Source organism: Streptomyces sp. DF42 (assembly GCF_058267695.1).
The window spans coordinates 3,573,095-3,597,112 of record NZ_CM177859.1; the positions used below are offsets into that span (position 1 = coordinate 3,573,095).

27 protein-coding genes are annotated in these 24,018 nt (G+C 69.8%); 12 read left to right on the forward strand and 15 right to left on the reverse strand.

Annotated features, from left to right (window positions below; all coding sequences use genetic code 11):
• Positions 1-4: 4 nt before the first annotated feature.
• The 6 genes from ACYUED_RS16240 to clpS form a co-directional block, all read right to left on the reverse strand.
• A complete protein-coding gene (locus ACYUED_RS16240; RefSeq protein ID WP_266515190.1) occupies positions 5-283 on the reverse strand; it encodes a MoaD/ThiS family protein in 279 nt (92 codons plus the stop codon).
• Between the two features lie 88 nt (positions 284-371).
• The gene (locus ACYUED_RS16245; RefSeq protein ID WP_323178087.1) at positions 372-467 is read right to left on the reverse strand and encodes a putative leader peptide; all 96 of its coding nucleotides are present in this window, start codon (positions 465-467) and stop codon (positions 372-374) included.
• A gap of 79 nt (positions 468-546) precedes the next feature.
• Complete coding sequence (locus tag ACYUED_RS16250; protein WP_491293001.1) at positions 547-969, reverse strand: M67 family metallopeptidase; 423 nt, start codon at positions 967-969, stop codon at positions 547-549.
• A 130-nt stretch (positions 970-1,099) separates the two neighbouring features.
• Entirely contained in the window at positions 1,100-2,527 is a 1,428-nt protein-coding gene (locus ACYUED_RS16255; RefSeq protein WP_491293002.1) for an amino acid permease, read from the reverse strand.
• A 343-nt stretch (positions 2,528-2,870) separates the two neighbouring features.
• Positions 2,871-3,473, reverse strand: a complete 603-nt coding sequence (locus ACYUED_RS16260) for a DUF2017 domain-containing protein (protein ID WP_491293003.1) — start codon at positions 3,471-3,473, stop codon at positions 2,871-2,873.
• Between the two features lie 12 nt (positions 3,474-3,485).
• On the reverse strand, positions 3,486-3,794 hold the full coding sequence (gene clpS, locus ACYUED_RS16265; protein WP_266515201.1) for an ATP-dependent Clp protease adapter ClpS: 309 nt from the start codon (positions 3,792-3,794) through the stop codon (positions 3,486-3,488).
• Between the two features lie 147 nt (positions 3,795-3,941).
• Here clpS and ACYUED_RS16270 point away from each other — a divergent pair, with 147 nt between their 5' ends.
• Positions 3,942-5,288 (forward strand): nicotinate phosphoribosyltransferase, encoded by a 1,347-nt coding sequence (locus tag ACYUED_RS16270; protein WP_491293004.1) that lies wholly within the window; start codon positions 3,942-3,944, stop codon positions 5,286-5,288.
• A gap of 97 nt (positions 5,289-5,385) precedes the next feature.
• Positions 5,386-5,976 carry a nicotinamidase gene (locus ACYUED_RS16275; RefSeq protein WP_491293005.1) on the forward strand — a complete coding sequence of 197 codons (591 nt, stop codon included), beginning with the start codon at positions 5,386-5,388 and terminating at the stop codon, positions 5,974-5,976.
• A gap of 107 nt (positions 5,977-6,083) precedes the next feature.
• Here the strand turns inward: ACYUED_RS16275 and ACYUED_RS16280 are convergent, their stop codons facing one another.
• Both ACYUED_RS16280 and ACYUED_RS16285 read right to left on the reverse strand, forming a co-directional pair.
• Positions 6,084-6,428 carry a hypothetical protein gene (locus ACYUED_RS16280; RefSeq protein ID WP_266515216.1) on the reverse strand — a complete coding sequence of 115 codons (345 nt, stop codon included), beginning with the start codon at positions 6,426-6,428 and terminating at the stop codon, positions 6,084-6,086.
• Between the two features lie 121 nt (positions 6,429-6,549).
• Complete coding sequence (locus tag ACYUED_RS16285) at positions 6,550-8,907, reverse strand: immune inhibitor A domain-containing protein (protein WP_491293006.1); 2,358 nt, start codon at positions 8,905-8,907, stop codon at positions 6,550-6,552.
• Positions 8,908-9,242: 335 nt separating this feature from the next.
• Between ACYUED_RS16285 and ACYUED_RS16290 the strand changes: the two genes are divergently transcribed.
• Positions 9,243-9,518, forward strand: a complete 276-nt coding sequence (locus ACYUED_RS16290; RefSeq protein ID WP_491293007.1) for a hypothetical protein — start codon at positions 9,243-9,245, stop codon at positions 9,516-9,518.
• 35 nt (positions 9,519-9,553) lie between these two features.
• On the opposite strand, the gene ACYUED_RS16295 is transcribed toward ACYUED_RS16290, so the two are convergent.
• Both ACYUED_RS16295 and ACYUED_RS16300 read right to left on the reverse strand, forming a co-directional pair.
• Positions 9,554-10,234 carry an RDD family protein gene (locus ACYUED_RS16295; RefSeq protein ID WP_491293008.1) on the reverse strand — a complete coding sequence of 227 codons (681 nt, stop codon included), beginning with the start codon at positions 10,232-10,234 and terminating at the stop codon, positions 9,554-9,556.
• Between the two features lie 89 nt (positions 10,235-10,323).
• Positions 10,324-11,850, reverse strand: a complete 1,527-nt coding sequence (locus tag ACYUED_RS16300; RefSeq protein WP_491293009.1) for an RDD family protein — start codon at positions 11,848-11,850, stop codon at positions 10,324-10,326.
• Positions 11,851-12,093: 243 nt separating this feature from the next.
• Between ACYUED_RS16300 and ACYUED_RS16305 the strand changes: the two genes are divergently transcribed.
• Entirely contained in the window at positions 12,094-12,507 is a 414-nt protein-coding gene (locus ACYUED_RS16305) for an SsgA family sporulation/cell division regulator (protein ID WP_491293010.1), read from the forward strand.
• Positions 12,508-12,523: 16 nt separating this feature from the next.
• Here the strand turns inward: ACYUED_RS16305 and ACYUED_RS16310 are convergent, their stop codons facing one another.
• Positions 12,524-13,939 (reverse strand): FAD-binding oxidoreductase, encoded by a 1,416-nt coding sequence (locus ACYUED_RS16310; protein ID WP_491293011.1) that lies wholly within the window; start codon positions 13,937-13,939, stop codon positions 12,524-12,526.
• A gap of 92 nt (positions 13,940-14,031) precedes the next feature.
• On the opposite strand from ACYUED_RS16310, the gene ACYUED_RS16315 reads away from it, so the two are divergent.
• Entirely contained in the window at positions 14,032-15,552 is a 1,521-nt protein-coding gene (locus tag ACYUED_RS16315; protein ID WP_491293012.1) for a tetratricopeptide repeat protein, read from the forward strand.
• Here the strand turns inward: ACYUED_RS16315 and ACYUED_RS16320 are convergent.
• From ACYUED_RS16320 to hppD, 3 genes are all read right to left on the reverse strand, one after another.
• Complete coding sequence (locus ACYUED_RS16320; RefSeq protein WP_491293013.1) at positions 15,515-15,694, reverse strand: nitrile hydratase subunit alpha; 180 nt, start codon at positions 15,692-15,694, stop codon at positions 15,515-15,517. The genes ACYUED_RS16315 and ACYUED_RS16320 overlap by 38 nt on opposite strands.
• Before the next feature lie 42 nt (positions 15,695-15,736).
• Positions 15,737-16,606 carry a phage baseplate protein gene (locus ACYUED_RS16325; protein ID WP_491293014.1) on the reverse strand — a complete coding sequence of 290 codons (870 nt, stop codon included), beginning with the start codon at positions 16,604-16,606 and terminating at the stop codon, positions 15,737-15,739.
• A 109-nt stretch (positions 16,607-16,715) separates the two neighbouring features.
• A complete protein-coding gene (hppD, locus tag ACYUED_RS16330) occupies positions 16,716-17,861 on the reverse strand; it encodes a 4-hydroxyphenylpyruvate dioxygenase (RefSeq protein WP_491293015.1) in 1,146 nt (381 codons plus the stop codon).
• A 128-nt stretch (positions 17,862-17,989) separates the two neighbouring features.
• Here hppD and ACYUED_RS16335 point away from each other — a divergent pair, with 128 nt between their 5' ends.
• The 7 genes from ACYUED_RS16335 to ACYUED_RS16365 all read left to right on the forward strand — a co-directional run bounded on the left by ACYUED_RS16335 (position 17,990) and on the right by ACYUED_RS16365 (position 23,178).
• Positions 17,990-18,484 carry an Lrp/AsnC family transcriptional regulator gene (locus tag ACYUED_RS16335; RefSeq protein ID WP_491293016.1) on the forward strand — a complete coding sequence of 165 codons (495 nt, stop codon included), beginning with the start codon at positions 17,990-17,992 and terminating at the stop codon, positions 18,482-18,484.
• 86 nt (positions 18,485-18,570) lie between these two features.
• Complete coding sequence (locus tag ACYUED_RS16340) at positions 18,571-19,218, forward strand: ABC transporter permease (protein ID WP_491293017.1); 648 nt, start codon at positions 18,571-18,573, stop codon at positions 19,216-19,218.
• Positions 19,211-20,473: a betaine/proline/choline family ABC transporter ATP-binding protein gene (locus ACYUED_RS16345; RefSeq protein WP_491293018.1), complete on the forward strand. Its 1,263-nt coding sequence runs from the start codon at positions 19,211-19,213 to the stop codon at positions 20,471-20,473. Before ACYUED_RS16340 ends, ACYUED_RS16345 begins: the two co-directional genes overlap by 8 nt.
• Complete coding sequence (locus tag ACYUED_RS16350) at positions 20,470-21,345, forward strand: ABC transporter permease (protein ID WP_491293019.1); 876 nt, start codon at positions 20,470-20,472, stop codon at positions 21,343-21,345. Before ACYUED_RS16345 ends, ACYUED_RS16350 begins: the two co-directional genes overlap by 4 nt.
• Positions 21,342-22,301: a glycine betaine ABC transporter substrate-binding protein gene (locus ACYUED_RS16355; RefSeq protein WP_491293020.1), complete on the forward strand. Its 960-nt coding sequence runs from the start codon at positions 21,342-21,344 to the stop codon at positions 22,299-22,301. The genes ACYUED_RS16350 and ACYUED_RS16355 overlap by 4 nt, the downstream gene beginning before the upstream one ends.
• Positions 22,302-22,386: 85 nt before the next feature.
• Complete coding sequence (locus tag ACYUED_RS16360) at positions 22,387-22,977, forward strand: ArsR/SmtB family transcription factor (protein ID WP_491293021.1); 591 nt, start codon at positions 22,387-22,389, stop codon at positions 22,975-22,977.
• 18 nt (positions 22,978-22,995) lie between these two features.
• Positions 22,996-23,178 (forward strand): hypothetical protein, encoded by a 183-nt coding sequence (locus tag ACYUED_RS16365; RefSeq protein WP_491293022.1) that lies wholly within the window; start codon positions 22,996-22,998, stop codon positions 23,176-23,178.
• Here ACYUED_RS16365 and ACYUED_RS16370 read toward each other — a convergent pair.
• The gene (locus ACYUED_RS16370; protein ID WP_491293023.1) at positions 23,175-23,966 is read right to left on the reverse strand and encodes a S16 family serine protease; all 792 of its coding nucleotides are present in this window, start codon (positions 23,964-23,966) and stop codon (positions 23,175-23,177) included. The two genes, ACYUED_RS16365 and ACYUED_RS16370, sit on opposite strands and share 4 nt — an antisense overlap.
• Between the last annotated feature and the right edge of the window lie 52 nt (positions 23,967-24,018).

Genomic DNA, 24,018 nt, shown 5'->3' on the forward strand with positions numbered 1-24,018 from the left:
GGGATCAGGCCATGCCGCCGGCCACGGCCGGCAGGATCGTCACGTTGTCGCCGTCGGCGAGCTTGGTGTTGATGCCCTCCAGGAAGCGGACGTCCTCGTCGTTCAGGTAGACGTTGACGAAGCGGCGCAGCTCGCCGGCGTCCACGATGCGGGCCTGGATGCCCGCGTGCCGGGTCTCGAGGTCGGCGAAGAGCTCTGCGAGGGTGTCCCCGTTGCCCTCCACCGCCTTCTGGCCGTCGGTGTAGGTGCGGAGGATGGTGGGGATGCGGACCTCGATGGCCATGGTGGCGGGCTCCTGTCGGGAAGTGTTCTGGTCGGTGGGCGCACGACGACGCGCGCCGCGGCTCACGGCCGTACGGCGGCAGGGAACGTCAACAGATGGCGCTGTTCAGCCTGCACAGGTCGACGTGCAGCCGCGCCACGAGCAGCACGCTCGGCGCCTTGTCGCTCACGTCGTCCACAACCATGGGCTCATCGTATCGATTCCCGGTCCCGGTCCCGGAGTGTGATCTCGCATGCTGGATGAATTCTGACCGGATTGCGAGATCAGTACGCCTCTACGACCGTGACCTCCTCCTCCGTGACCTCGCCCTCCACGATGCGGTACGAGCGGAACTGGAAGTCGCCGAGGCCGTCGGTGTCCGCCGTCGACACCAGGACGTAGTGGGCGCCCGGTTCGTTGGCGTACGAGATGTCGGTGCGGGAGGGGTAGGCCTCGGTCGCCGTGTGCGAGTGGTAGATGACCACCGGCTCCTCGTCGCGGTCGTCCATCTCGCGGTAGAGCTTGAGCAGATCACCGGAGTCGAACTCGTAGAACGTGGGCGACATGGCCGCGTTCAGCATCGGGATGAAGCGCTCGGGGCGGTCCGAACCGGCCTGGCCCGCGACGACGCCGCACGCCTCGTCGGGGTGGTCCTTGCGCGCGTGCGCGACGATCTGGTCGACGAGTGCCTGGGTGATGGTCAGCATGCTCGTCAGGATAAGCAGGGAGTCAAAAGGGGCCGCACACAGCGCGTCAGGTAGGGCGGTGGTGGGCGACGGGTGGGCCGTCCCGTACCGAGGGGTGGTACGGGACGGCCCGGATGCCGGACGTGCCCGGTCAGCCGATCTTCTCCAGCGTCGGCTCGCGGCGCTGGGTGACCTCCGGGTTGCGGGCCTTGAGGATTGCCCAGCCGATACCGAGGGCGACCGCCCAGGCCGCCATCACGTACAGGCAGACGCGGGAGTCGGCGTCGTAGGCGATCAGGCCGGTGACGAAGAGCAGGAACGCGATGGCGATGTACGAGCACACCGCGCCGCCCGGCGCCGGGAAGGACGAGGCGGGCAGGCGGCCCGCGACGACCGCGCGGCGGTAGAGGACGTGGCTGATCAGGATCATCAGCCAGGTCCAGATGCCGGCCGCGGTGGCCACCGAGGTGACGTAGCCGAAGGCCTTCTCCGGGACGACGTAGTTCAGGATCACGCCGATGCCCATGAAGAGCACGGAGACGGTGATGCCGAGGGCCGGCGTCTTGGTGGCGGACAGCCTGCTGAAGGCCTTGGGGGCCTCGCCGTTGTCGGCCAGGTTGCGCAGCATGCGGCCCGTGGAGTACATGCCCGAGTTGCAGGAGGACAGGGCCGCGGTCAGGACGACGAAGTTGACGATGCCCGCGGCGGCCGGGATGCCGATCAGCCCGAACGCCTTCACGAAGGGGCTGACGCCCTCCGCGAACTGGGTCCACTTGACCACGCAGAGGATGACGGTGAGCGCGCCGACGTAGAACAGCGCGATGCGCCAGGGCAGGGTGTTGATCGCCTTCGGCAGGGTCTTCTCCGGGTCCTCGGACTCGCCGGCCGTGACGCCGACCAGCTCGACGGCGAGGTAGGCGAACATGACGCCCTGGAGGGTCATCAGGGACGAGCCGACGCCGTTGGGGAAGAAGCCGTCGAACTGCCAGAGGTTGGCGACGGAGGCGGTGTCACCGGCGGCGCTGAAGCCGAAGGTGAGGACGCCCAGGCCGATCACGATCATGCCGATCAGGGCGGTGACCTTGACCATCGAGAACCAGAACTCCAGCTCACCGAAGAGCTTCACGGAGATCAGGTTGACCCCGAAGAGGATCACCAGGAAGACCAGGGCCGTGACCCATCGCGGGACCGACGGGAACCAGTAGTTGACGTAGATCGCGGCGGCCGTGAGTTCGGCCATGCCCGTGACGACCCACATCAGCCAGTACGTCCAGGCGGTGAAGTAGCCGAAGAACGGGCCGAGGAACTCGCGGGAGTACTCCGCGAAGGAGCCCGAGACCGGGCGGTACAGGAGCAGTTCGCCGAGCGCCCGCATGATGAAGAAGATGATCACGCCTGCGAGGGCGTACATGAAGATGAGGCTGGGGCCGGCCTTGGCGATGTTCGCCCCGGCGCCCAGGAAGAGGCCGACGCCGATGGCGCCGCCGATCGCGATCATCTGGACCTGGCGGCTGCCGAGCCCGCGCTCGTACCCCTCTTCGGAACCCTGCTCCGACGTGTCGACCTGAGCGGAGGTCATATGTGGTGTGCGCCTTTCTCCATGGCCGAACCGGGCCTTTCGTCGGCCTCGGATCGTTCTCGATCCCCCCGGATGGATGGAGCTGGGCGGGTTTTGCGGACTCGCCCGTGCCTGACCGGCGATCCGCCGGCTGGTGGCGCACCCGGCCGAACATGGGTGGTGTTCGCCGGGCGGTCGTGAAGATTTATCACGGCCGCAACGTGGATGAACGGCGGGACATGTGGCGCAGATCACAGGAAGAAGCAGACAAAAGGGCGCTCAGGGATGCATAGAAGGCCGCCGCGGTGACGGGATCGTTATCCGGATTTGAGCGTCCTCTGAGCGAACGAAGAACCGTCGCGGATCAGGGCATAAGGGTCGAGACGAGCGTCTCCTGGAGACCGCCCAGCCACAGGTACGCCATCACCATCGGCTTGCGCGGGTCCTCGTCGGGGAGCCGGTAGAGGAGATCGGTGTCGTCCTCGTCGGTGATCTCCAGCCGGGAGCCGATCGCCAGGCGCAGGTCGTTGAGGGCGCCCAGCCACTGACGGGACTCCTCGGCCGACAGCTTGAGGACCGCCCCGCCGTCGACGGCGGGTGCCAGCGCGTCGAGGGAGCGGACCACCGCGAGCGCGCTCTCGCGCTTGCCGGCGCGCAGGTCGTTCTCGGTGAAGCGGCGGAACTCGGCGGAGTGCGCCTGCTGCTCCTCGGCCTCGGCGGGGCCGGGAGTGCCCTCCGGGTCGCTGTAGGCGTCGGGGAAGAGCCGCCTGAGGACGGGGTCGTTGGGGGGCTCACTGGGGCCCTCGGCGAAGAGTTCGGCCAGCGGGTCGTCCGGGGCGTCCTCGCCGGGGCCTGGTCCGACGAGCTCCAGGAGCTGGACGGCCAGCGACCGGATGATGGAGATCTCGACGTCGTCGAGCGCGACGGCCGCGCCGCCGCCGGGGAGCGGTTCGAAGTGTCCTGGCATGAATTCGGTTCGCTACTTCCGGTCCTGCTGGAGGGTGGCCCACAGACCGTAGCCGTGCATCGCCTGCACGTCGCGCTCCATCTCCTCGCGAGTCCCGCTGGAGACGACCGCCCGGCCCTTGTGGTGGACATCGAGCATGAGCTTGGTGGCCTTGTCCTTGCTGTAGCCGAAGTACGCCTGGAAGACGTAGGTCACGTAGCTCATGAGGTTGACCGGGTCGTTGTGCACGATCGTGACCCAGGGGACGTCCGGCTCGGGTACGGCGAAGACCTCCTCCGCCGACTCGGTTCGTTCGATCTCAAGGGGAGCGGGTGACGTCACACAGCCATGCTGCCATGCCCCACACAAATCGTCACACTGACGCGAAGGGGTGTAGCATCACCTGCCATGCTGCACACATCGGGGGACAACCCCCGAACCCCCGGCCGACCTGGGGGCACCCGAAGAGTCATGGCTAGGAGAGCTGTGGTGGACGTAGCGGACCTTGGGCTGCCGGTGGATGTTCCGTCGACGGCGCTCTTCACTGATCAGTACGAGTTCACGATGCTGCAGGCCGCCCTCAAGGCCGGTACCGCCGAGCGGCGGAGCGTCTTCGAGGTCTTCACCCGGCGGCTGCCGGACGGGCGGCGCTACGGCGTCGTGGCGGGCACCGGGCGAGTCCTGGACGCCGTCGAGAACTTCCGTTTCGACGCGGACGTCCTGACCTTCCTGCGGGAGCGCGGCATCGTGGACGAGGCGACCCTGCAGTGGCTCGCCTCCTACCGCTTCAGCGGTGACGTGTGGGGCTATCCGGAGGGCGAGGTGTACTTCCCGGGCTCGCCGATCATGCGGGTCGAGGGGTCGTTCGCCGAGTGCGTGCTGCTGGAGACCGTGATCCTGTCCATCCTCAACCACGACTCCGCGATCGCGGCGGCGGCCTCCCGGATGTCCTCGGCCGCGGGCACCCGCCCGCTGATCGAGATGGGCGCCCGGCGCACGCACGAACTCGCCGCGGTCGCCGCATCCCGGGCCGCCTACCTCGGCGGTTTCGCCTCCACCTCCGACCTCGCGGCGGGCTTCCGCTACAACATCCCCACCGTCGGCACCTCCGCCCACGCCTTCACCCTGCTCCACGACCGGGAGCGGGACGCCTTCCAGGCGCAGGTGAACTCGCTGGGCCGGGGCACCACCCTGCTCGTCGACACGTACGACGTCACCGAGGCCGTCCGGATGGCCGTGGAGGTCGCCGGGCCCGAGCTGGGCGCCGTGCGCATCGACTCCGGCGACCTGCTGCTGGTCGCGCACCGGGTGCGGCAGCAGCTGGACGAGCTGGGCGCCACCGACACGAAGATCATCGTGACCTCGGACCTCGACGAGTACGCCATCGCCTCGCTGGCGGCGGCGCCCGTGGACGCGTACGGCGTCGGGACGCAGCTGGTGACCGGCTCGGGGCACCCGACCTGCTCGATGGTGTACAAGCTGGTCGCCCGCGCCGAGTCCGCCGACCCGAAGGCGCCGCTGGTGCCGGTGGCGAAGAAGTCCAGCGGCGGCAAGACGTCCGTCGGTGGCCGCAAGTGGGCCGCGCGGCGGCTGGACGCGGACGGGGTCGCGGAGGCCGAGGTCGTCGGCACGGGAGCCGTGCCGGGCGAGCTGGCGGACCGGCAGCTGCTGGTCGAGCTGGTCAAGAGCGGCACCGTGGTCGCGCGCGAACCGCTGGACGTCGTACGCGAGAGGCACGCGGCCGCACGCGCCAACCTGCCGCTGTCGGCGACCCAGCTCTCGCGAGGGGAACCGGTCATTCCGACGGAGTACGCCGTGGGGCGCACGGGCAGCTGAGGCGACTGCCCGGCCGGACACCCCCCGACGCCCCCTCCCGCACGGCCCCCGAAGTCTCTAGGCTCGTAAGTTCACTCTTAGTCGAAGGACACCCACCATGCGCCGCGCCTTGATCGTCGTCGACGTGCAGAACGACTTCTGTGAGGGGGGCAGTCTCGCGGTGTCCGGCGCGGCCGACGTCGCCGCCGCCATCACCGAGCTGATCGGACAGGCGGGCGGCTCCGGCTACCAGCACGTGGTGGCCACCCGCGACCACCACATCGCACCCGGCGGCCACTTCGCCGACAACCCCGACTTCGTCCGCTCCTGGCCCGCGCACTGTGTCGCGGGCACGGAGGGCGTCGGCTTCCACCCGAACTTCGCGCCCGTCGTCGCCTCCGGGGCGATCGACGCCGTCTTCGACAAGGGGGCGTACGCGGCGGCGTACAGCGGCTTCGAGGGCGCCGACGAGAACGGCGTGAAACTGGCCGACTGGCTGCGCGCCAGGGAGGTCGGCGAGGTGGACGTCGTGGGGATCGCCACCGACCACTGCGTGCGGGCCACTGCCGTGGATGCCGCGCGGGAAGGCTTTCGGACCCAGGTTCTGCTGGACCTGACGGCCGGGGTGGCGGCGGAGACCACGGAGCGGGCGCTGGAGGAGCTGCGCTCGGCAGGCGTGGAGCTGTCCGGAAAGCCCGTGGTCGCCTGAGCCTGCGCGCTCCGGGGGGCCGCGATGAGCTGTCGGGCGTCCACGGGTTCGTCGTGGCCCGTCGCGCGGGTCCGCGCCCCTTCAGGGGCGCGGCCGTGCGCGTCCGGTCATGCCGGAGCCGTGGGGCGCCTCAGCAGGGCCCTGATGGGGTGCCACAGCTCCTGGGGCAGCTCCGGGCCGGGGACGACACCGATGTCAGGTGCCGTACGCCATATGAGGCCGTCGGGATGGTGCAGGACCGCGGTGATCTCGTCCGGAGTCGGCGGGGCGCCGTTGCCGCGCAGATACACGGCCCGCATGCCGACGTTGCGCAGCCTGGTCAAAGCGCGCGCCCGGTTGCGGGCGTGGACGAGAACGCGCACGCAGCCCGTGCCGTCGGCGGTCGGGCTCGGCAGGTTCAGCGCCACCACCACGCTGCCGGTCGGCAGCTTGCAGAAACCTCCTGCGGCCATGCAGTCACACCCCCGTGCGAGTCGGTGTCAATAAGAAAAGCACAGGACGCACCTAAACACGATCGGCGGCGACCCGCCAGGGGGTCACCGCCGATACGCTTCTGACCTGCAGAAATGCCGACTACTTCACTGCGGGGCCCACCTCGACCTTGATCGTCGAGCCGTCCTTGGCCTCGCGGACGATCTTGATCTTGGTGTTGGTGTCAGTGACGCGGACGCCTGCCAGCGGGTCCGACTCGTCGTAGTAGGTGCTCGTGTGGTCGTTGAAGACCGGCACACCCTTCGACGACTTGATCCGGGTCGCGACGTCCGCGTTGTGCAGCGTGATGCCGTCCGTGCCGTACAGGCTGAACGGCGAGTCGTACGACTGGATGCGGCCGCGCATCAGCGTGCCGTCGGACCACTTCAGCGCGGCCGGGTGGGAGTCGATCGGCAGGACCAGGCCGGCACCGTGGTGCTGGCTGGTGTTGTTGTCCTGCTGCGAGGTGTCCCACTTCCAGATCAACAGGCCGTTCTGGTACGGGTAGTGCTCCACCCAGCCCGGACGGGTCGTCGAGAAGCCGAAGTTGTACGGGCCGACCTTGAGGGTGTGGTCGTACGACACGTACTGGCGGTTCTCGGCGAGGTAGTACTGCTTGTAGTCCTTGGTGAAGGACGCGCCGATGCGGGAGAAGCCGGTGGCGGTCCACGCGGCGTCGGCGGCCTCGGCGTTGTCGGAGAAGAGCGCCGTGCCGTCCGCGGTCACCGTGATCTCGTCGGCCGCGAAGCCCTTCTGGGCCACACCGCTGTCGGTCTGGTAGCGGAAGCGCAGGCCGATCTTCTTGCCGGCGTAGGCGTCGAGCGAGTACGACAGCTTCTTGTAGCCGTCGACCGTGCCCGTCAGCGCGGGCTTGTCGCTGCCGTCGCGCGGGATGGCCTGGCCGTCCACCGTGCCGTCGAGCGCGGTCCAGTTGGCGCCGCCGTCGGTCGACACCTCGGCGTAGAGGTAGTCGTAGTTCGCCTCGATGTCGTAGTAGCCGTCGAGGGTCAGCGTCGCCGACGACTTACCGGTGAGGTCGACCGACCGGGTCAGGGTGTTCTTCAGGTCGTTGCCGCTGCCGCTCCACCACTGGGTCGAGCCCTGCGCCGGGGTGACGACCTCGGTGGAGACCGCCTTGTCGGGCAGCGAAACCACCAGGGCCTGCTTGTTCTTGGTGTTGTAGGCGGAGACGCCCAGCGTGTGCTTCGACTTCGTCCCGGCCTTCGCCGTGCCGTAGTTCAGCCAGCCCAGCTGCAGCTTGTCCCAGGCGCTGAAGCCGCCGGGCAGATCGCCGATGGCGTCCTTGCCCCGGCCGAGCCACGAGCCGGAGGACATCAGCGTCCAGAAACCGGTGGAGTTGTCGCCGCCGCCGGTGGTGTCGTAGTGGTCCGGCAGGCCCAGGTCGTGGCCGTACTCGTGGGCGAAGACGCCGAGTCCGCCGTTCTCCGGCTGGATGGTGTAGTCGCCGACCCAGATGCCGGTGTCGCCGATCTGCGCGCCGCCCAGCTTGTTGCCCGTCGGGCCGGTGGCACCCGCGTCGGTGCCGAACGCGTACCAGCGGTGCGCCCAGATCGCGTCCTTGCCCTGGGCGCCGCCGCCCGCGGACTCGTCCTCACCTGCGTGCACGATCTGGAAGTGGTCGATGTAACCGTCGGGCTCGTTGAAGTTGCCGTCGCCGTCGTAGTCGTAGCGGTCCCACTGGTCGAACTTCGCCAGCTCCGTCTTGATGTCGGCGTCGGACCTGCCGGCCGCCTTCTGCCCGGCGACCCAGGCGGTGACGCCGTCGCTGACGACGTTCCACACGCTCGGGCAGTTGGTGGAGCCGCAGGCGTTGTTGCCGTAACGGGCCTCGTTGTAGGGGACCTTGACCCAGTCGGCGACCGCGCCGTCCACCGAGTAGCGGCCCGAGGACTGCTTCTCGTAGAACTTCTTCATCGACTCGGTGTTCTTGCCGGTGCCGAAGTAGAGGTCCTGGAAGTGCTTCTGGTTGTAGTCCGCCTGCCAGGCCGTCGAGTTGTCCTTCTTGCGGTCGGGCTTGGCTATCTGGTTGTGCGCGGGGCCGGCCGTGCCGCCGTAGGCGGGGTCCGTCTTGTCGCCGAACTCGACCAGGATCGTGAAGATCTTGTCGGTCTTCTCCCGGCCCAGCTCCACGTACTTGCTGTCGCCCTTTTTGCTCTTGAGCTGGACGACCCGCGAACCGTGACGGTCCTTGACCTGGGCCTTGCCGGATATGACCTGGTTCAGGGCCTCCTGGCGCTGGGCCTCCTGGGTCTTGGAGAGCGGACCGTCGAGGTCGTGCTTCTGCGTGCTCTCGATCGCCGCCGGGTCGTGGCGGTCGATGGTGGCGGACTTGGCCGGGTCTGCGGCCTGGGCCACGGCGAACGTCGAGAACGTGGCGGTGGCCGCCGCGAGGGCGACACCGACCGCGGTCGCTCTGAACGTCCAAGGTCTAAAGGTCACTTGAGATCCTCTTGGTCAAGGTGACATGTCAAGTGACGCAATTTGACTAGAGGGCAGTAAGAAAAAACAGACCTTGACTTGTGCAGAACAAGTGCACTATGCGGAAGCGGGATCCGGTTTGCGGACACCCCTCACCGGCGCGTTCACGCGTCCACGTGTTGGACGCCATGACTCCGTGCGCCCCCTGTGCACCGGCACTGTTGGTTAGGTCACGCTTACTGTTCGTTCCAGTCGGGCATGCACGCGATTAGAGTCGATTGGCGGACTGCCCCGAGATCGGCGGAAAGCCAGGCCGACGCCCCCAGTGGACCCCCACTTCCGAGGACACGATTGCCATGCCTCGTCCGACGCCCGCCCAGCTCGTCTACGGTTCCTGCACCGTGATCTTCTCGACGCTCGCCATGTTGCTGCTGTCACAGACGAGTTCGGGCGTGGGGATCGCGGTCATCGCCTTCGCTGCACTCGCCCTCGGACTCCTGGTCGCCATGACGGCCCCGCAGCCCAGGCCCAGGATCGCCGCCGTGCAGCAGCCGGCGGAACAGGAAACGCCCGTACCGGCCACGGTCGCCGCGGTGGCGTCCGAGCCGGTGCATGAGCGGGCGGCTTCCTGAGCCACCTCGGTCGTTGTCGCTGACGCGCGCTCGCGTCAACGGGTGCTGACGACCACCGTCTTGGCGGCCTTGTCGTGCAGGCCCTGCTTGTAGGGCCGGTCGAAGTAGCTCCAGCCGCCCGCGATCGCGGTCCAGATGCACGCGCAGCAGAACGCGAACGGGATCCACAGCACCGCCGCGCGGGCCAGGTTGGTCTGCACGGAGGGGGTGGAGCCGTTGTCGAGATTGGCCACGCGCATGTTCAGCCACTTCTTGCCGAGCGTCTGTCCCGACTTGCTCATCATGATCGTGTCGTAGCCGATGTAGAGCACGGCGGCGACGAGCGACTGCGCGAACGACTTGCCGTACTCGATGTGGTTGCCGTTCACGCTGTACTCGTGCACATCGAGCGGCCAGGTGATCAGCCAGACGACGATGCCCACGAGGATCATGTCGATGATCCGGGCCAGTGTGCGCCTGCCGCTCATCGCGAGCGGAGGCATCCCGGCGAGCGGGTCGGTGGGGTACGAGCCGCCGCCGTGGGGAGCGCCGCCATAGGGGTCACCGCCGCCGTGGGGAGCGCCGCCGTAGGGCGGCGGCTGCTGACCGCCAGGAGGCTGCTGACCGCCTCCGGGGGCGTCGTACGGTGAGCCCGACCCCTGGCCAGGCGGCGGCTGCTTCCTGAACGGGTCGTCTTCCGGCGGCCGGCCGGAACCGGGGGGCGGTTCGGTGCTCATGGCCCGAGTGGACCGCTTTCCTGACGGCGCCGCATCCGGCGGACGGCCGTCCGGAGTACCGAATCAGCCGGTGCGTACGACGTATGCGGTCAGCCCGCCACGAACGTACCCGCGGCCTTGTCGTGCCAGCACTGGCGCCACGGGCGGTCGAACAGGCACCACGCGACCCCGACGACACCTACGACGAGCAGACCGGGCACGCTGTACACGAGCCAGCGGCGCAGGGCTCCGCCGAAGGACGGAGGTTCGTGTGCCTGGATGTCCCGCACCTCCAGACCCATCAGCTTCTTGCCCAGGGTGCGGCCCCACCTCGCGGTGGGCAGCGCCTCGTAGAGGACGCCGAAGACGAGCAGTACGGCCAGGATGACGCCCAGGTACACCGCCGTGGTGCCGTCCAGCAGCCAGACCGTCACGGTCTCGCCGGAGAGCCTGGCCGCGTCGATCTTCTCGTTGACGTGGTCGAGCGCCTTGGTGCCGAGCGGTACGGCGGCCACCGCGGTGACGCCCGTGAGGACGACCGTGTCCAGCAGCCGGGCGGCCAGTCGCCTGCCGAGACCCGCGGGGCGCGCCTCGGACTGACGCCGTGCGGCCGCCTGGAAGACGTCCTCGACGGGCGGCTTCCAGGGGACGACGGGCTGGTCCTCGTCGGCGCCCGCGAGCCGGTGCACCTGCTGCGCCCAGGAGGGCTGACCGCCGCCGGCGCCGCTGGCCATGGGGGCGGGGGCGGAGACGGGTGGCTGCCCGCCGGGAGACCGGCCTACGGGGCTCTGGCCGACCGCGGCGGGCCGGGCGCCGCCGGTCTGCGGAGGGACCGTCCCAGAGGCCTGCTGGGGGCCCGAGAGCGGGGTCGGCGCGGGAGCGGCGGCGGGGGGCGGTGCCTGCGTCGCGGCGGCACGATCGGCGGCCGCCTTGCCCGCGCCGAAGCCGGGCCTGTCCGTGTCCCCCGTGTGCGCCCCGCCCTGCCCGCCCGTGCGCGGGGAGAGCGCGCGGAACATCATGGTCCCCTCGTCACCCACGGGACCACCGGGGCCGGGGATGCCGGGAGTGCCGGCGCCTGTGCCCGTGCCCGTGCCCGAGGAGCCGGCTGCACCCGCCGCGTCCGCTCCCGCGGGGTTCGTCGGCCTGCGGAACACGAAGGTGCCGCCGGAGACCACGTCGTCCGCGCCCGTGTGGTCGGGCGGGATCGTCGCCGTGCCGTCCGTGCGGGACGCCTGGCCGGCCGGCTGGGACGGCGGGTCGGCGGGGAGACGCGGGTCCACGGCCGGCGGGGAACCCCAGGACACACGGCGGTCCTGGTCGCCGCCGAAGCCGGACTGCCGGGAGCGGTCGGCGCTCCAGGCGGACGCGGGTTCGGGGCGGCTGCCGTGCTGGGCGTCGGACGGAGACGGCCGGGGCTCGGGGTCCTCGTCGAAGAAGTGCGGTCCCGTCTCCTCGACCGGAGCCGGGGCGGAGCCGGACGGCGGGGCGAGCGGCACACCGTCCGTAGGCGCCGGGCGGCTGGTGCCGGGGACCCAGGACGCGCCGTTCCAGTACCGGACATATCCAGGAATGGACGGGTCCGGGTAATACCCTTCGCGGGGCCTGTGGTCACCGGGGGCCGGGGTTGGGGCGCTCATGTCCGTCGTCCCGTATCTGCTCGGGGGTCAATAGAGGGGGCTCCACATCTATCAGACCGGCGCAACCCCCACCGCCAGTCCCTTACTACCCGCCCCTTTCCGGGCAACCTCGCGCACCGGCTTCACACCTTCGGAAAAAAAGTTCTCCCAACCCGCGTAATGATCGGGCACCCCCCGCTCTCTCCACTCGTACGGACCCGCCGCTGGGCCCCGTACACCTGCCCGAGAGAGGAACCGCACGCCATGCACTACACCGTGGTGGAACGAGAACTGGAACTCAGGCTGATCCTGTCGCCGGAACGCAGCGTCCCGGTCCCGGCCCGGCTGAGCTACCACACCGACGACCCGTACGCCGTGCACGTCACCTTCCACACCAACTCCGAGAACCCCGTGTACTGGACGTTCTCCCGCGATCTGCTGGTGGAGGGGGTGTTCCGGCCGTGCGGGACCGGGGACGTACGGGTGTGGCCCTCGAAGTCGGAGGGGCGCAGCGTCGTCCTGATGGCGCTGAGTTCACCCGGCGGTGACGCCCTGCTGGAGGCACCGGCCGCCCAGGTGTCCGCCTGGCTGGAGCGGACGCTGCGGGTGGTGCCCCCGGGGGCCGAGGGCGACCAGCTGGGGATCGACGACGCGCTCCACCAGCTGCTCGCCCAGTGACCCCACCGGGGCCGGATCAGAACAGCTTGCCCGGGTTCAGGATGCCCAGCGGGTCGAAGACCTGCTTGACGGCCCGCTGCATCTCCACCCCCACCGGGCCGATCTCGCGCGCCAGCCACTCCTTCTTCAGGACCCCGACGCCGTGCTCGCCGGTGATCGTGCCGCCGAGCTCCAGGCCGAGGGCCATGATCTCGTCGAAGGACTCGCGGGCGCGCCGGGACTCGTCGGGGTCGGCGGCGTCGAAGCAGACCGTCGGATGGGTGTTGCCGTCGCCGGCGTGTGCGACGACCCCGATGGTGAGCTGGTACTTCTCGGCGATCCGCTCGGTGCCTTCGAGCATCTCGCCGAGCCTGGAGCGGGGCACGCACACGTCGTCGATCATCGTGGTGCCGCTGACGGCTTCGAGTGCGGTGAGTGACAACCGCCGTGCCTGGAGCAGGAGTTCGGACTCGGCGAAGTCGTCGGCGGGAACGACCTGGGTGGCGCCCGCCGCCTCGCACAGCGCGCCGAGGGCGGCGAGGTCCGAGGCGGGGTCCGGGGTGTCGAAGGCCGCCAGGAGCAGGGCCTCCGTGGTCTCCGGGAGCCCCATGTGCGCCAGGTCGTTGACCGCTTTCACCGTCGTGCGGTCCATCAGCTCCAGGAGCGAGGGCACATGGCCGCCCGCCATGATCCGGCACACCGCGTCGCAGGCGGCGGCGCCGGAGGCGAACTCGGCCGCCAGCACGAGCTGCTGCGGCGGCTGCGGCCTCAGGGCCAGGATCGCCCGTACGACGATGCCGAGCGAGCCCTCGGAGCCGACGAACAGGCGCGTGAGGTCGTACCCGGCGACGCCCTTGGCCGTACGGCGGCCGGTGGACATGAGCCGGCCGTCGGCCAGCACCACCTCCAGTCCGAGCACGTACTCGGCGGTGACCCCGTACTTCACGCAGCACAGGCCGCCCGAGGCCGTCCCGATGTTGCCGCCGATCGTGCACATCTCCCAGCTGGAGGGGTCCGGCGGGTAGTACAGGCCGTGCTCGCCGACCGCGCGGGAGAGGGTCGCGTTGATGACGCCGGGTTCGACCACGGCGATGCGGTCGACAGGGTTGATCTCGAGGATCCGGTCCATCTTCGTGAGGGAGAGCGCGATGCAGCCCTCCGACGTGTTGGCGCCGCCGGACAGGCCGGTGCGGGCGCCCTGCGGGACGACCGGGACGCGCAGCTCGGTGGCGATGCGCATGACGTGCCGGACTTCCTCGACCGTGCGCGGCAGCACGACCACCGCCGGGGCACCGGCCGGGCAGAAGCTCGCCATGTCGTTGGCGTACGAGGCCGTGACGTCCGGGTCGGTCAGGACGGCCTCGGCGGGCAGACCGCCCAGCAGACGGTCGACGAGGTTACTGGTCACTGCGGTGTCCTCCTCGCGACGCGCTTCGATACGGCTCATGATCACAGCGTCGCACCCGGGGCCATCGGTGTGAACCCCGTCCACGGCACTGGACGTATGCCGGGATGTGCTCGTCGTATTGACGCACAGTGATCGCCATGGAGAAGCAAGCGGAGGGCGGCGGGCGGGCGCGCGGGGGCACGGGGGCAGGCCTCGGCGGACGGCGGGTGCTGGTCGCCGCCGTCGCGGGGTGTGCCGTGCTCGGCGGGGCGGTGGCGCTGTGGCCCTGGGAGCGGACCGCGCCGCGGCCGCCGGCGCCGGTGGCGGCCGCGGGAGCGCAGGCGCTGACGGCGGTCACCTCGGGGGTGCCGGCCGCGCTGCCCGACCTGGCGATGCTGATCGACGAACGTGAGGCCCGGCTGCGGACGCACCCCAAGGACGCGCTGACGTGGGCGGTGCTCGGCACGGCCTACGTCGAGCAGGGGCGGCGCACGGCCGACGCGACGAACTATCCGCGGGCCGACACGGCGCTGCGTACGTCCATGACGGTGCGGCCGAAGAAAAACACCGCGGCGCTGGACGGCATGGCGGCGCTGGCGAACGCCCGCCGGGACTTCCGGGCGGCGCGGACCTGGGGCGAGGCGGCGCTGAAGCTCGAACCGAAGCGGTGGACCACGTATCCGCTGCTGATCGACGCCTACACCGGGCTCGGCGACTACAAGGCGACCAAGCGGACCCTGGACCGACTGCTGAAGTTGCGTTCCGGGGCGGCCGTGCGGGCGCGGGCCGCGGGCGTCTACCGCGACCGGGGCCGGCGCGAGGACGCGGCGGCCGCCCTGACCGACGCGGCGGCGGGCGCGGGCCGGCCTGCCGAGCAGGCGGCGTATCTGGAGCGGGCCGGGCAGCTGGCCTGGGAGCGCGGGGACCTGGAGGAGGCTCTGCGTCGCTTCCAGGAGGCGGTGCGGCTCGATCCCGACCAGCGGGCCGCGCAGGCCGGGCAGGGGCGCACGCTGGCGGCGCTGGGCCGCACGACGGAGGCCCTGAACGCCTACCGGGTGGCACTCGACAAGCAGCCGTGCCCTCAATACGCCCTGGAACTGGGCGAGTTGTACGAGTCACTGGGGCTGGGGCAGGCCGCCCGGGTGGAGTACGACCTGCTGCGGACCCGGGTGACGGACGAGACTGCGGGCGGTGTGGACGACGACCTGGTGCTCGGTGTCTTCGAGGCGGACCACGGGGATCCGCAGGCGGCCGTACGCCGGCTGCGCGCCGAGTGGCAGCGGCAGCCCGGCATCCCGGTGGCCGACGCGCTGGGCTGGGCGCTGCACCGGGCCGGGGACGACAAGGAGGCGCTGAAGTTCGCGGCGGCGGCGACGGACCAGGCGCACGGGGGCGGTGTCCGCAGTGCCCTGTACGCGTATCACCGGGGCATGATCGAGCAGGAGTCGGGGCTGGCCGGGCCCGCGCGCCGGCATCTGCAGGAGGCGATGCGGATCAATCCGTACTTCTCGCCGCTCGCGGTGCCGCTCGCGAAGCAGGCGCTCGCGGCGCTGGGTGAGCCGCCGGACGAGCCGGTGCCCACGCCGGCCCCGGTGTCCACGGACGACGAGGACAACAAGGCCGGTCAGAACGCGCGCCGGGTCACACCGCCGCGGTTCCGATCAGCGCGTTACGGGTGACGAGTGCGGCCGGCTGTTCCTCCCCCAGGCCGTCCGTGCCCTCCGGGCGGCGCGGCAGCACCATGTAGCGCGTCTCCGCGCTGGAGTCCCACACGGTGATCTCCGTCGAGTCGGGCAGTTCGAGGCCGAACTCGGCCAGCACGGCCCGGGGTTCGCGGAACTCCGGCGACTCCTCGACGCCGTTCTACGACTTCCCCGCCTCCTTGACGAAGATCGAGAAGCGGCGTGCGCCCAGCTCTCCCGAGGCGAAGCCGAGGTACACCTTCGGATCCGGGCCCTCGCGCACGGCGACGCCCTCCGGCTCGCGGTGGCTGAGCGAGTAGCCGGCCTCGGTGCGCTGCCGCCGGAGCAGCTTGCCTGTGGTGATGGCGAGGCTGGAGACGTAGGCGTTGCCCCGCCCCGCCGGCGGGTTGGTCTTCGTGTCGTAGGCCGTGCCCGCGAGCTGGTAGATGACGTCGCCGTGCAGGGCGTATCCCTGGAAGGGGATCTTCGGGTCGGGGTGGGCGCCGGCCTGGGCGACGTCCGCGATCGGGTTGTCGTAGTCGCGGGCCACGAAGGCGTCCAGGCCCCAGACGCGGTAGCGGGGTTTGTCGGCCTTGTCGCGGTAGCGGACGGCGATGCGCCCCGAGGCCATGCACACCGACGGCTGGTTGTTGGTGGAGTCCGCGATGGGACGGCGGATCCTGACCTGTGCGCCGGTGCGCACGGCGCCGTTCGCGAAGTGGAAACGGGTGACGCCCTGTCCGTAGCCGTTCTCGGCGGCGGCCTCGGTCCAGATCCAGGTGCTGCCGTCCTTGGCGTCGCGCTGGATGCCCATGCTGACGCCGTGGCCGAAGCCCTTCAGATACATGTGGCCCAGCAACTTGCCCTGGTAGTCCAGCCTGTTGAGGCACAGATCGCCGGCCGCGTGACCGGTGGCGGTGACCTGAAGGACGTACAGGTGCTTGTTCGGCTCGTCGAAGGCGAACGACTGCAGCACCGTCGGCTCCCTGAGCGTGGCCTTCTGCCACAGCCAGCGCTCGGACGGTAGGGCAAGGTCAATCGGAGTGGTCACGCTCTCCCCCGAGTCCTGTGGATGCCCTCGTGGCACCCACAGGACATGAGAGCGTCAACTGCCGTTCTTTGGTTGCACGTTCTACGAATTCACAGGCGTCGCACAGGCCTCACAGGTTTCCGCGCTTCTCCTGCTCCCGCTCGATCGCCTCGAACAGGGCCTTGAAGTTGCCCTTTCCGAAGCCCATCGAGCCGTGCCGCTCGATGATCTCGAAGAAGACGGTCGGGCGGTCCTGGACCGGCTTGGTGAAGATCTGCAGGAGGTAGCCGTCCTCGTCGCGGTCGGCGAGGATCTTCAGTTCGCGCAGGGTGTCCACCGGCACGCGGGTGTCGCCGACCCACTCGCCGAGAGTGTCGTAGTACGAGTCCGGGGTGTTCAGGAACTGCACGCCGGCCGCGCGCATCGTCCGTACCGTCTCGACGATGTCGCCCGTGTTGAGCGCGATGTGCTGGACGCCCGCTCCGCCGTAGAACTCCAGGTACTCGTCGATCTGGGACTTCTTCTTGGCGATGGCGGGCTCGTTGATCGGGAACTTGACCTTGAGCGTGCCGTCGGCCACGACCTTCGACATCAGCGCGCTGTACTCGGTCGCGATGTCGTCGCCCACGAACTCCTTCATGTTCGTGAAGCCCATGACCTTGTTGTAGAAGCCGACCCACTCGTTCATCCGGCCGAGTTCCACGTTGCCGACGCAGTGGTCGACGGCCTGGAAGGTGCGGTGGGCGGGCGGCTCGACGATCGGCTCGGCGGCGGCGAAGCCGGGCAGGTAGGGGCCGTCGTAGCCGGAGCGGTCGACGAGGGTGTGGCGTGTCTCGCCGTAGGTGGCGATCGCGGCGAGGACGACCGTGCCGTGCTCGTCCTTCAGCTCGTACGGCTCGGCGACCGAGCGGGCGCCGTGCTCGATCGCGTAGGCGTACGCGGCACGGGCGTCCGGGACCTCGATGGCGAGGTCGACGACGCCGTCGCCGTGCTCGGCCACGTGCTGGGCCAGGAAGTGGCCCCAGGTGGTGGCGGGCTTGATGACGGAGGTCAGGACGAAGCGGGCCGAGCCGTTCTCCAGGACGTAGCTGGCGGTCTCGCGGCTGCCGTTCTCCGGCCCGGAATAGGCGACCAGCTGCATGCCGAAGGCCGTGGAGTAGTAGTGCGCCGCCTGCTTGGCGTTGCCCACGGCGAAGACGACCGCGTCCATTCCCTTGACCGGGAAGGGGTCGGCCTGCCGGGCGGTGTCGGGAGTGTGGTGTGTGGTCTGCGTCATGGCGGCCAGCCTGGTCCCGCACCGCAAGGTGCGCAATAGTTTGGATTTCCGCTGTGCAATATGTGCAGTCATAAGGCCGCACATACGGGCTTTCTGTACAGGATGACCACCTTACTGAGGAGGCTGATGTGGCGATCGACCAGCTGGACGGCGGGATCATCGTGCTGCTGGCACGGGAGCCGCGGATCGGGGTGCTGGAGATGTCGCGGCGGCTCGGGGTGGCCCGCGGGACGGTGCAGGCGCGGCTGGACCGGCTTCAGTCGAATGGCGTCATCCGGGGATTCGGCCCGCAGGTGGACCCGGCCGCCCTCGGATACCCCGTCACCGCCTTCGCCACCCTCCAGATCCGGCAGGGCCAAGGAGCCGACGTACGGGCGCACTTGGCGACCGTCCCGGAGGTGCTGGAGCTGCACACCACCACCGGCAGCGGAGACATGCTGTGCCGGCTGGTGGCCCGCTCCAACGCCGATCTCCAGCGGGTCATCGACCGGGTTGTCGGTTTTGATGGCATCGTCCGGGCCGCCACCGCGATCGTGATGGAGAACCCCGTTCCGCTGCGGATCATCCCGCTGGTGGAGCAGGCGGCCAGGGCCAGTTGGGCGGATCGGCCCGGAGGAGAGTGACGGTGCCTCATGAGCGTGGGTGAGCGGAGCCTGATGCGTGCGGCCGCACCGCGCAGGAGGGCGGCCGGCCCCGGGGGTGAGCACGGGTGAACTTCTGGGACTACCTGAGCAGCCGCCACCAGCAGCTGCTCACGGACGCCTACCAGCACGCGAGCGTCGTCTTCCAGTGCATGGTCGTGGCGACCGTGATCGGCGTGGTGATCGGGGTCATCGCCTACGGCAGCGAGTGGGCCGGAAGCCTCGCGACGACGACCACCTCGACCATCCTGACCGTGCCCTCGCTCGCCATGATCGGTCTGCTCATCCCGATCGTGGGCCTGGGCGTGCCGCCCACGGTGATCGCGCTGACGCTGTACGGGCTGCTGCCGATCGTGCGGAACTCGATCGTCGGGCTGCGCGGGGTCGACCCCTCGCTCATCGACGCGGCGACGGGTATCGGCATGTCCCGGCTGATGCGGCTGGTACGGATCGAACTGCCGCTGGCCTGGCCACCGATCCTGACCGGGATCCGCGTCTCGACCCAGATGCTGATGGGCATCGCCGCGATCGCCGCCTACGCCTCCGGGCCCGGCCTCGGCAACGAGATCTTCCGCGGCATCGGCTCGCTGGGCAGCAAGAACGCTCTCAACCAGGTCCTCGCGGGCACGCTGGGGATCATCGTGCTGGCGCTGCTGTTCGACGCCGCGTACGTCCTGATCGGACGGCTGACCATTCCGAGGGGGATCCGTGCCTGAGGCTTCCATCACCGCGACGACGACCGGCGCGACCACCGGCGCGGCCATCGAACTGGACAACCTCTCCAAGCTCTATCCCGGCAGCCCCACCCCCGCCGTCGGCAACGTCAGCATGGAGATCAAGGCGGGCGAGCTCGTCATCTTCGTCGGCCCGTCCGGCTGCGGGAAGTCCACGACGCTCAAGATGATCAACCGGCTGATCGAACCGACCGGCGGCCGCATCCGCATCGGCGGCGAGGACGTCACCGACATGGACCCGGTGAAGCTGCGCCGCAAGGTCGGGTACGCGATCCAGTCCGCCGGCCTGTTCCCGCACATGACGGTCGCGCAGAACATCGCCCTCGTACCGAGGATGATCGGCTGGCCGAAGGCCCGCATCTCGGCGCGCGTCGAGGAGCTGCTCGACCTCGTCGGCCTCGACCCGGGCGAGTTCCGCGGCCGCTATCCGCGCCAGCTGTCCGGCGGTCAGCAGCAACGTGTGGGCGTGGCAAGGGCGTTGGCAGCCGACCCGCCCGTCCTGCTGATGGACGAACCGTTCGGCGCGGTCGACCCGATCACCCGCGACCACCTCCAGGACGAACTGATCAGGCTGCAGCGCGAACTGCACAAGACGATCGTGTTCGTCACGCACGACTTCGACGAGGCGATCAAGCTCGGCGACCGCATCGCCGTCCTGCGCGAACGCTCGCACATCGCGCAGTTCGACACCCCGGAGGCGATCCTCACCAACCCGGCCGACGACTTCGTGTCCGGGTTCGTGGGCGCGGGGGCCGCCCTGAAGCGGCTGAACCTCACCCGCGTACGGGACGTCGAGATCACCGACTATCCGACCGTCACCCTCGACGACCCGCTCCAGGAGATCTTCAACCGGCTCCGGGGCAGCGGCACGAACGAGATCCTGCTGCTCGACAAGCGCAGTCGGCCCTACAAGTGGCTCAGGCGCGGCGACCTCATGCGCGCCCGGGGCTCCCTCGCCCGGGCGGGGACGCTGGTGCACGACACGGTGACCAGGGACGCGACGCTGCGGGACGCGCTGGAGGCCGTGCTGACCGACAACGCGGGCCGGGTCGCGGTCACCGGGCGGCGCGGCGAGTACGAGGGCGTCGTCGACATGGAGATCCTCATCAACTCCGTGCACGAGCTGCTGGAGGCCGACCGGCTCGAAGCGATGGAGCACCAGCACGAACTGGAGGAGCTGCGGGCCGCCCGGACGCACGCCGAGCAGGAGGGTCCCGGAGGAGGGACGAAGGCGTGACCGCCCCCGAGCTGGAGGAACAGGAGGAGCTGGAGGGGGGCCCGGAGCCGGGCCTGGCGGAGGGACTGGAGCCGGACCTGGAGCCGGGCCTGGCGGAGCACACCGCACCGCCGCCCCAGCCGAGTCCCCCGAGGCCGCGCCTGACCTGGCAGAAGCTGACGGTCCTGCCCGCCGTGCTCGTCGCCGTCCTGCTCACGACCTGGCTGTGGTTCCGGCAGGCCGACCTGGACCCGATCTCCGAGAACGCCCTGTCGAACGGACAGGTCTCCAAGGCCCTGTGGCAGCAGATCGAACTGACCGCGATCTCCACCTTCTTCGTACTGATCATCGCGATCCCGCTGGGCATCCTGCTCACCCGCAAGGCGTTCCGGAAAGGCACCCCGGTGGCGATGGCCTTCGCCAACATGGGCCAGGCGACCCCGGCGATCGGTCTCCTCGCGCTGCTGGTGATCTGGCTCGGCACAGGGATGAAGGCCGCCCTGATCGGCATCACCATCTACGCCGTCCTGCCGGTGCTCTCGAACACCATCGCCGGCCTGAAGGCCAACGACCCGACACTGCTGGAGGCGGCCCGCGGGATCGGCATGTCCCCGCTGGGAGTGCTGTCCAGGGTCGAACTCCCGCTGGCCGTCCCGCTGATCCTCGCGGGCGTCCGCACGGCGCTGGTCCTGAACGTCGGCATGGCGACCCTGGCGACCTTCGGCGGGGGTGGCGGCCTCGGTGTGCTGATCCAGACCGGCATCACCACCCAGCGGATGCCGGTGCTGATGCTGGGCTCGATCCTCACCGTCGTACTGGCCCTGCTCGTCGACTGGCTGGCCTCCCTCGCCGAACTCCTGCTCAGACCGCGCGGGTTGGAGGTGGGGGCATGAGACGGCGTACGGGTCTGCTGCTGGCCTCGGTCCTGGTGGCCGGGTCCGGCTGCGGTCTGCAGAGCGGCTCCCCCATGGTCGACGACGTGCAGCCCGGCTCGGTCGGGAAGGGCGAGCCCCTCAAGGGCGCCCGTCTGACCGTCACCTCGAAGGAGTTCACCGAGCAGCTCATCCTCGGCGCGATGATGGGCATCGCCTTCCAGGCGGCCGGCGCCGACGTCCTCGACCGGACCGGCATCCAGGGCTCGATCGGCGCCCGCGAGGCGGTCAAGAGCGGCGACGCGGACGGCATGTACGAGTACACGGGCACCGCCTGGATCACCTACCTGGGCAACAGCAAGCCGATTCCCGCCCCGGAGAAACAGTGGCGGGCGGTGCGCGACGCGGACCTCAGGAACGGCCTGACCTGGCTGCCGTCCTCGAAGCTCAACAACACCTACGCCCTCGCCATGAACCAGGCCAACTTCAAGAAGTACGGCACGAAGACGCTGTCCGACGTGGCCGCGCCGGCGAGGAAGGACCCCGGCGCCGTGACCCTGTGCGTGGAGAGCGAGTTCGCCAACCGCGCGGACGGACTGCCGGGCATGGAGAAGGCGTACGGGATGAGCGTGCCCGCGAAGAACGTCACCCAGATGGACACCGGGATCGTCTACACCCAGGTGAGGAAGGGGAGTTGCGCCTACGGGGAGGTGTTCACCACCGACGGGCGCATCAGGTCGATGAACCTGGTGGTGATGAAGGACGACAGGAAGTTCTTCCCCAACTACAACGCGGCACCGCAGATCAACACCAAGGCGCTGAAGAAGTGGCCGGCGATCGCCGAGGTCCTCGACCCGGTGACGAGGAAGCTGAACAACACGGTGGCACAGACGCTGAACTCGAAGGTCGACGTCGACGGGGAGGATCCGCACCAGGTGGCGCTGGACTGGATGAAACGGGAGGGGCTGGTCAAGTAGGCCCGTGGGACGGGGAGACAGAGGGTCGGAAAGACTTACAAAGAAAGCGTTGCAAAGGATTCTTTGCAACGATACCTTTGTACGCATGCCCGAGCCAGCACGCCAAGACCGCCAGGTCCGCCATCTCGACGCCCGTTCGCTGCGCGGACTGGCCCACCCCCTGCGTATGCAGCTGCTCGACTCCCTGCGCTTCAGCGGACCCGCCACGGCGTCCCAACTCGCCGAAAGACTGGGCGAGTCGAGCGGGGCCACGAGCTACCACCTGCGCCAGCTCGCGGCACACGGCTTCGTGGAGGACGACCCCGAGCGGGGCAAGGGGCGGGAGCGGTGGTGGAAGGCCGCCGACGACGGCCTGTACTTCGACGACGCGCTGTTCACGGACGCCAGCCCCGCCGTCCGGGGCGCCGTCGACATGGTCATGCACCAGGTGGCCACGAAGCACGCCCAGGACCTGTACACCTGGCTCGGCAATCGGCACACCTGGCCCGAGGAATGGGTGCCGGGCACGGACATGAGCGACATGACGCTACGGCTCACACCCCGACTCGCCAACGAACTCATCGAGAAGATGCACGCCCTCGTCGAGAGCTACCGCGACCTGCCCGGGGCGGCGGACGCCCCCGATGCCGAGCGTGTACGCATCCACACGCACACCTTCCCGATCAGCACGGACTGACGCAGAGAGGCAATGCCGATGCACCCCGAAACCCACCTCGCCCTGCACCGTACCCGCGCCGCGGAACTCCGCGCCGAAGCCGCCGGGTACCGCCTCGCCGCCGTCGCCAAGCGCCCCCGCGACCTGCGCGCCCGCCTCGGCTGGACGCTCGTGGAGGTCGGATTGCGGCTCGCCGCCGCTCCCAGGCCTGCGATCGCCTAGCAGCTCGGTACGGAACTCTTCCCCGACTCCAGCGCCACCAGCGAGTTCACCGCACCCTTCAGCGTGGTCACCGGAATCAGCCGCAGTCCCTTCGGCAGCTCGGACTTGGCGTCGGAGCACTCGGCCTTCGGCACCAGGAAGACGGTGGCGCCGTCCCGGCGCGCGGCCTGCGTCTTCAGCGCCACGCCGCCCACGGCACCCACCGTGCCGTCGGCGTCGATCGTGCCCGTGCCCGCGATGGTGCGGCCGCCGGTGAGGTCCCCGCCGCCGCCGTTCCCATCCAGCTTGTCGATGATGCCGAGGGTGAACAGCAGGCCGGCGCTGGGGCCGCCGACGTCGGCGAGCTTCAGCGTGACCTTGACCTTCTTGTCGCTGAGGTGCAGGTAGTCCAGCGCGGCCTGGGTCGCCGCGTCCTGCGACTCCTTCATCTGCGCGCTGTTGTGCTGCTCGATCTCCTTGGTGGACTCACCGCTCGGATAGACCGAGTCGTGCGGCATCACGGCCCGGTCGGTGGCGAACCAGGCACTGAGTACGTCGCCCAGCGCCACATGCGTGTCCGGGTTGGTCGCCTCGATCGTCGTCATCCGCAGCTGCCCGCTCGTCTCCCGGGTCTTCGCCCCCCAGATCGTGATCACGGCGGTGCCCTGGTTGTCCCCGAGCACGTTCGCCGTCATCCCGGGCTGCGCCAGCGAGAACGGCAGCGGCGCGAAGGCCGCGGTGGCGACCAGCGCCACGACGGGCAGGGCGCATACGGCGAGGGCCTGGGGGCGTGTGAGACGAGAGAGCACGGGATCAATCTAACGTGGCGGTGACTTCCGGCCAGGTGGCGGTCAGCTCACA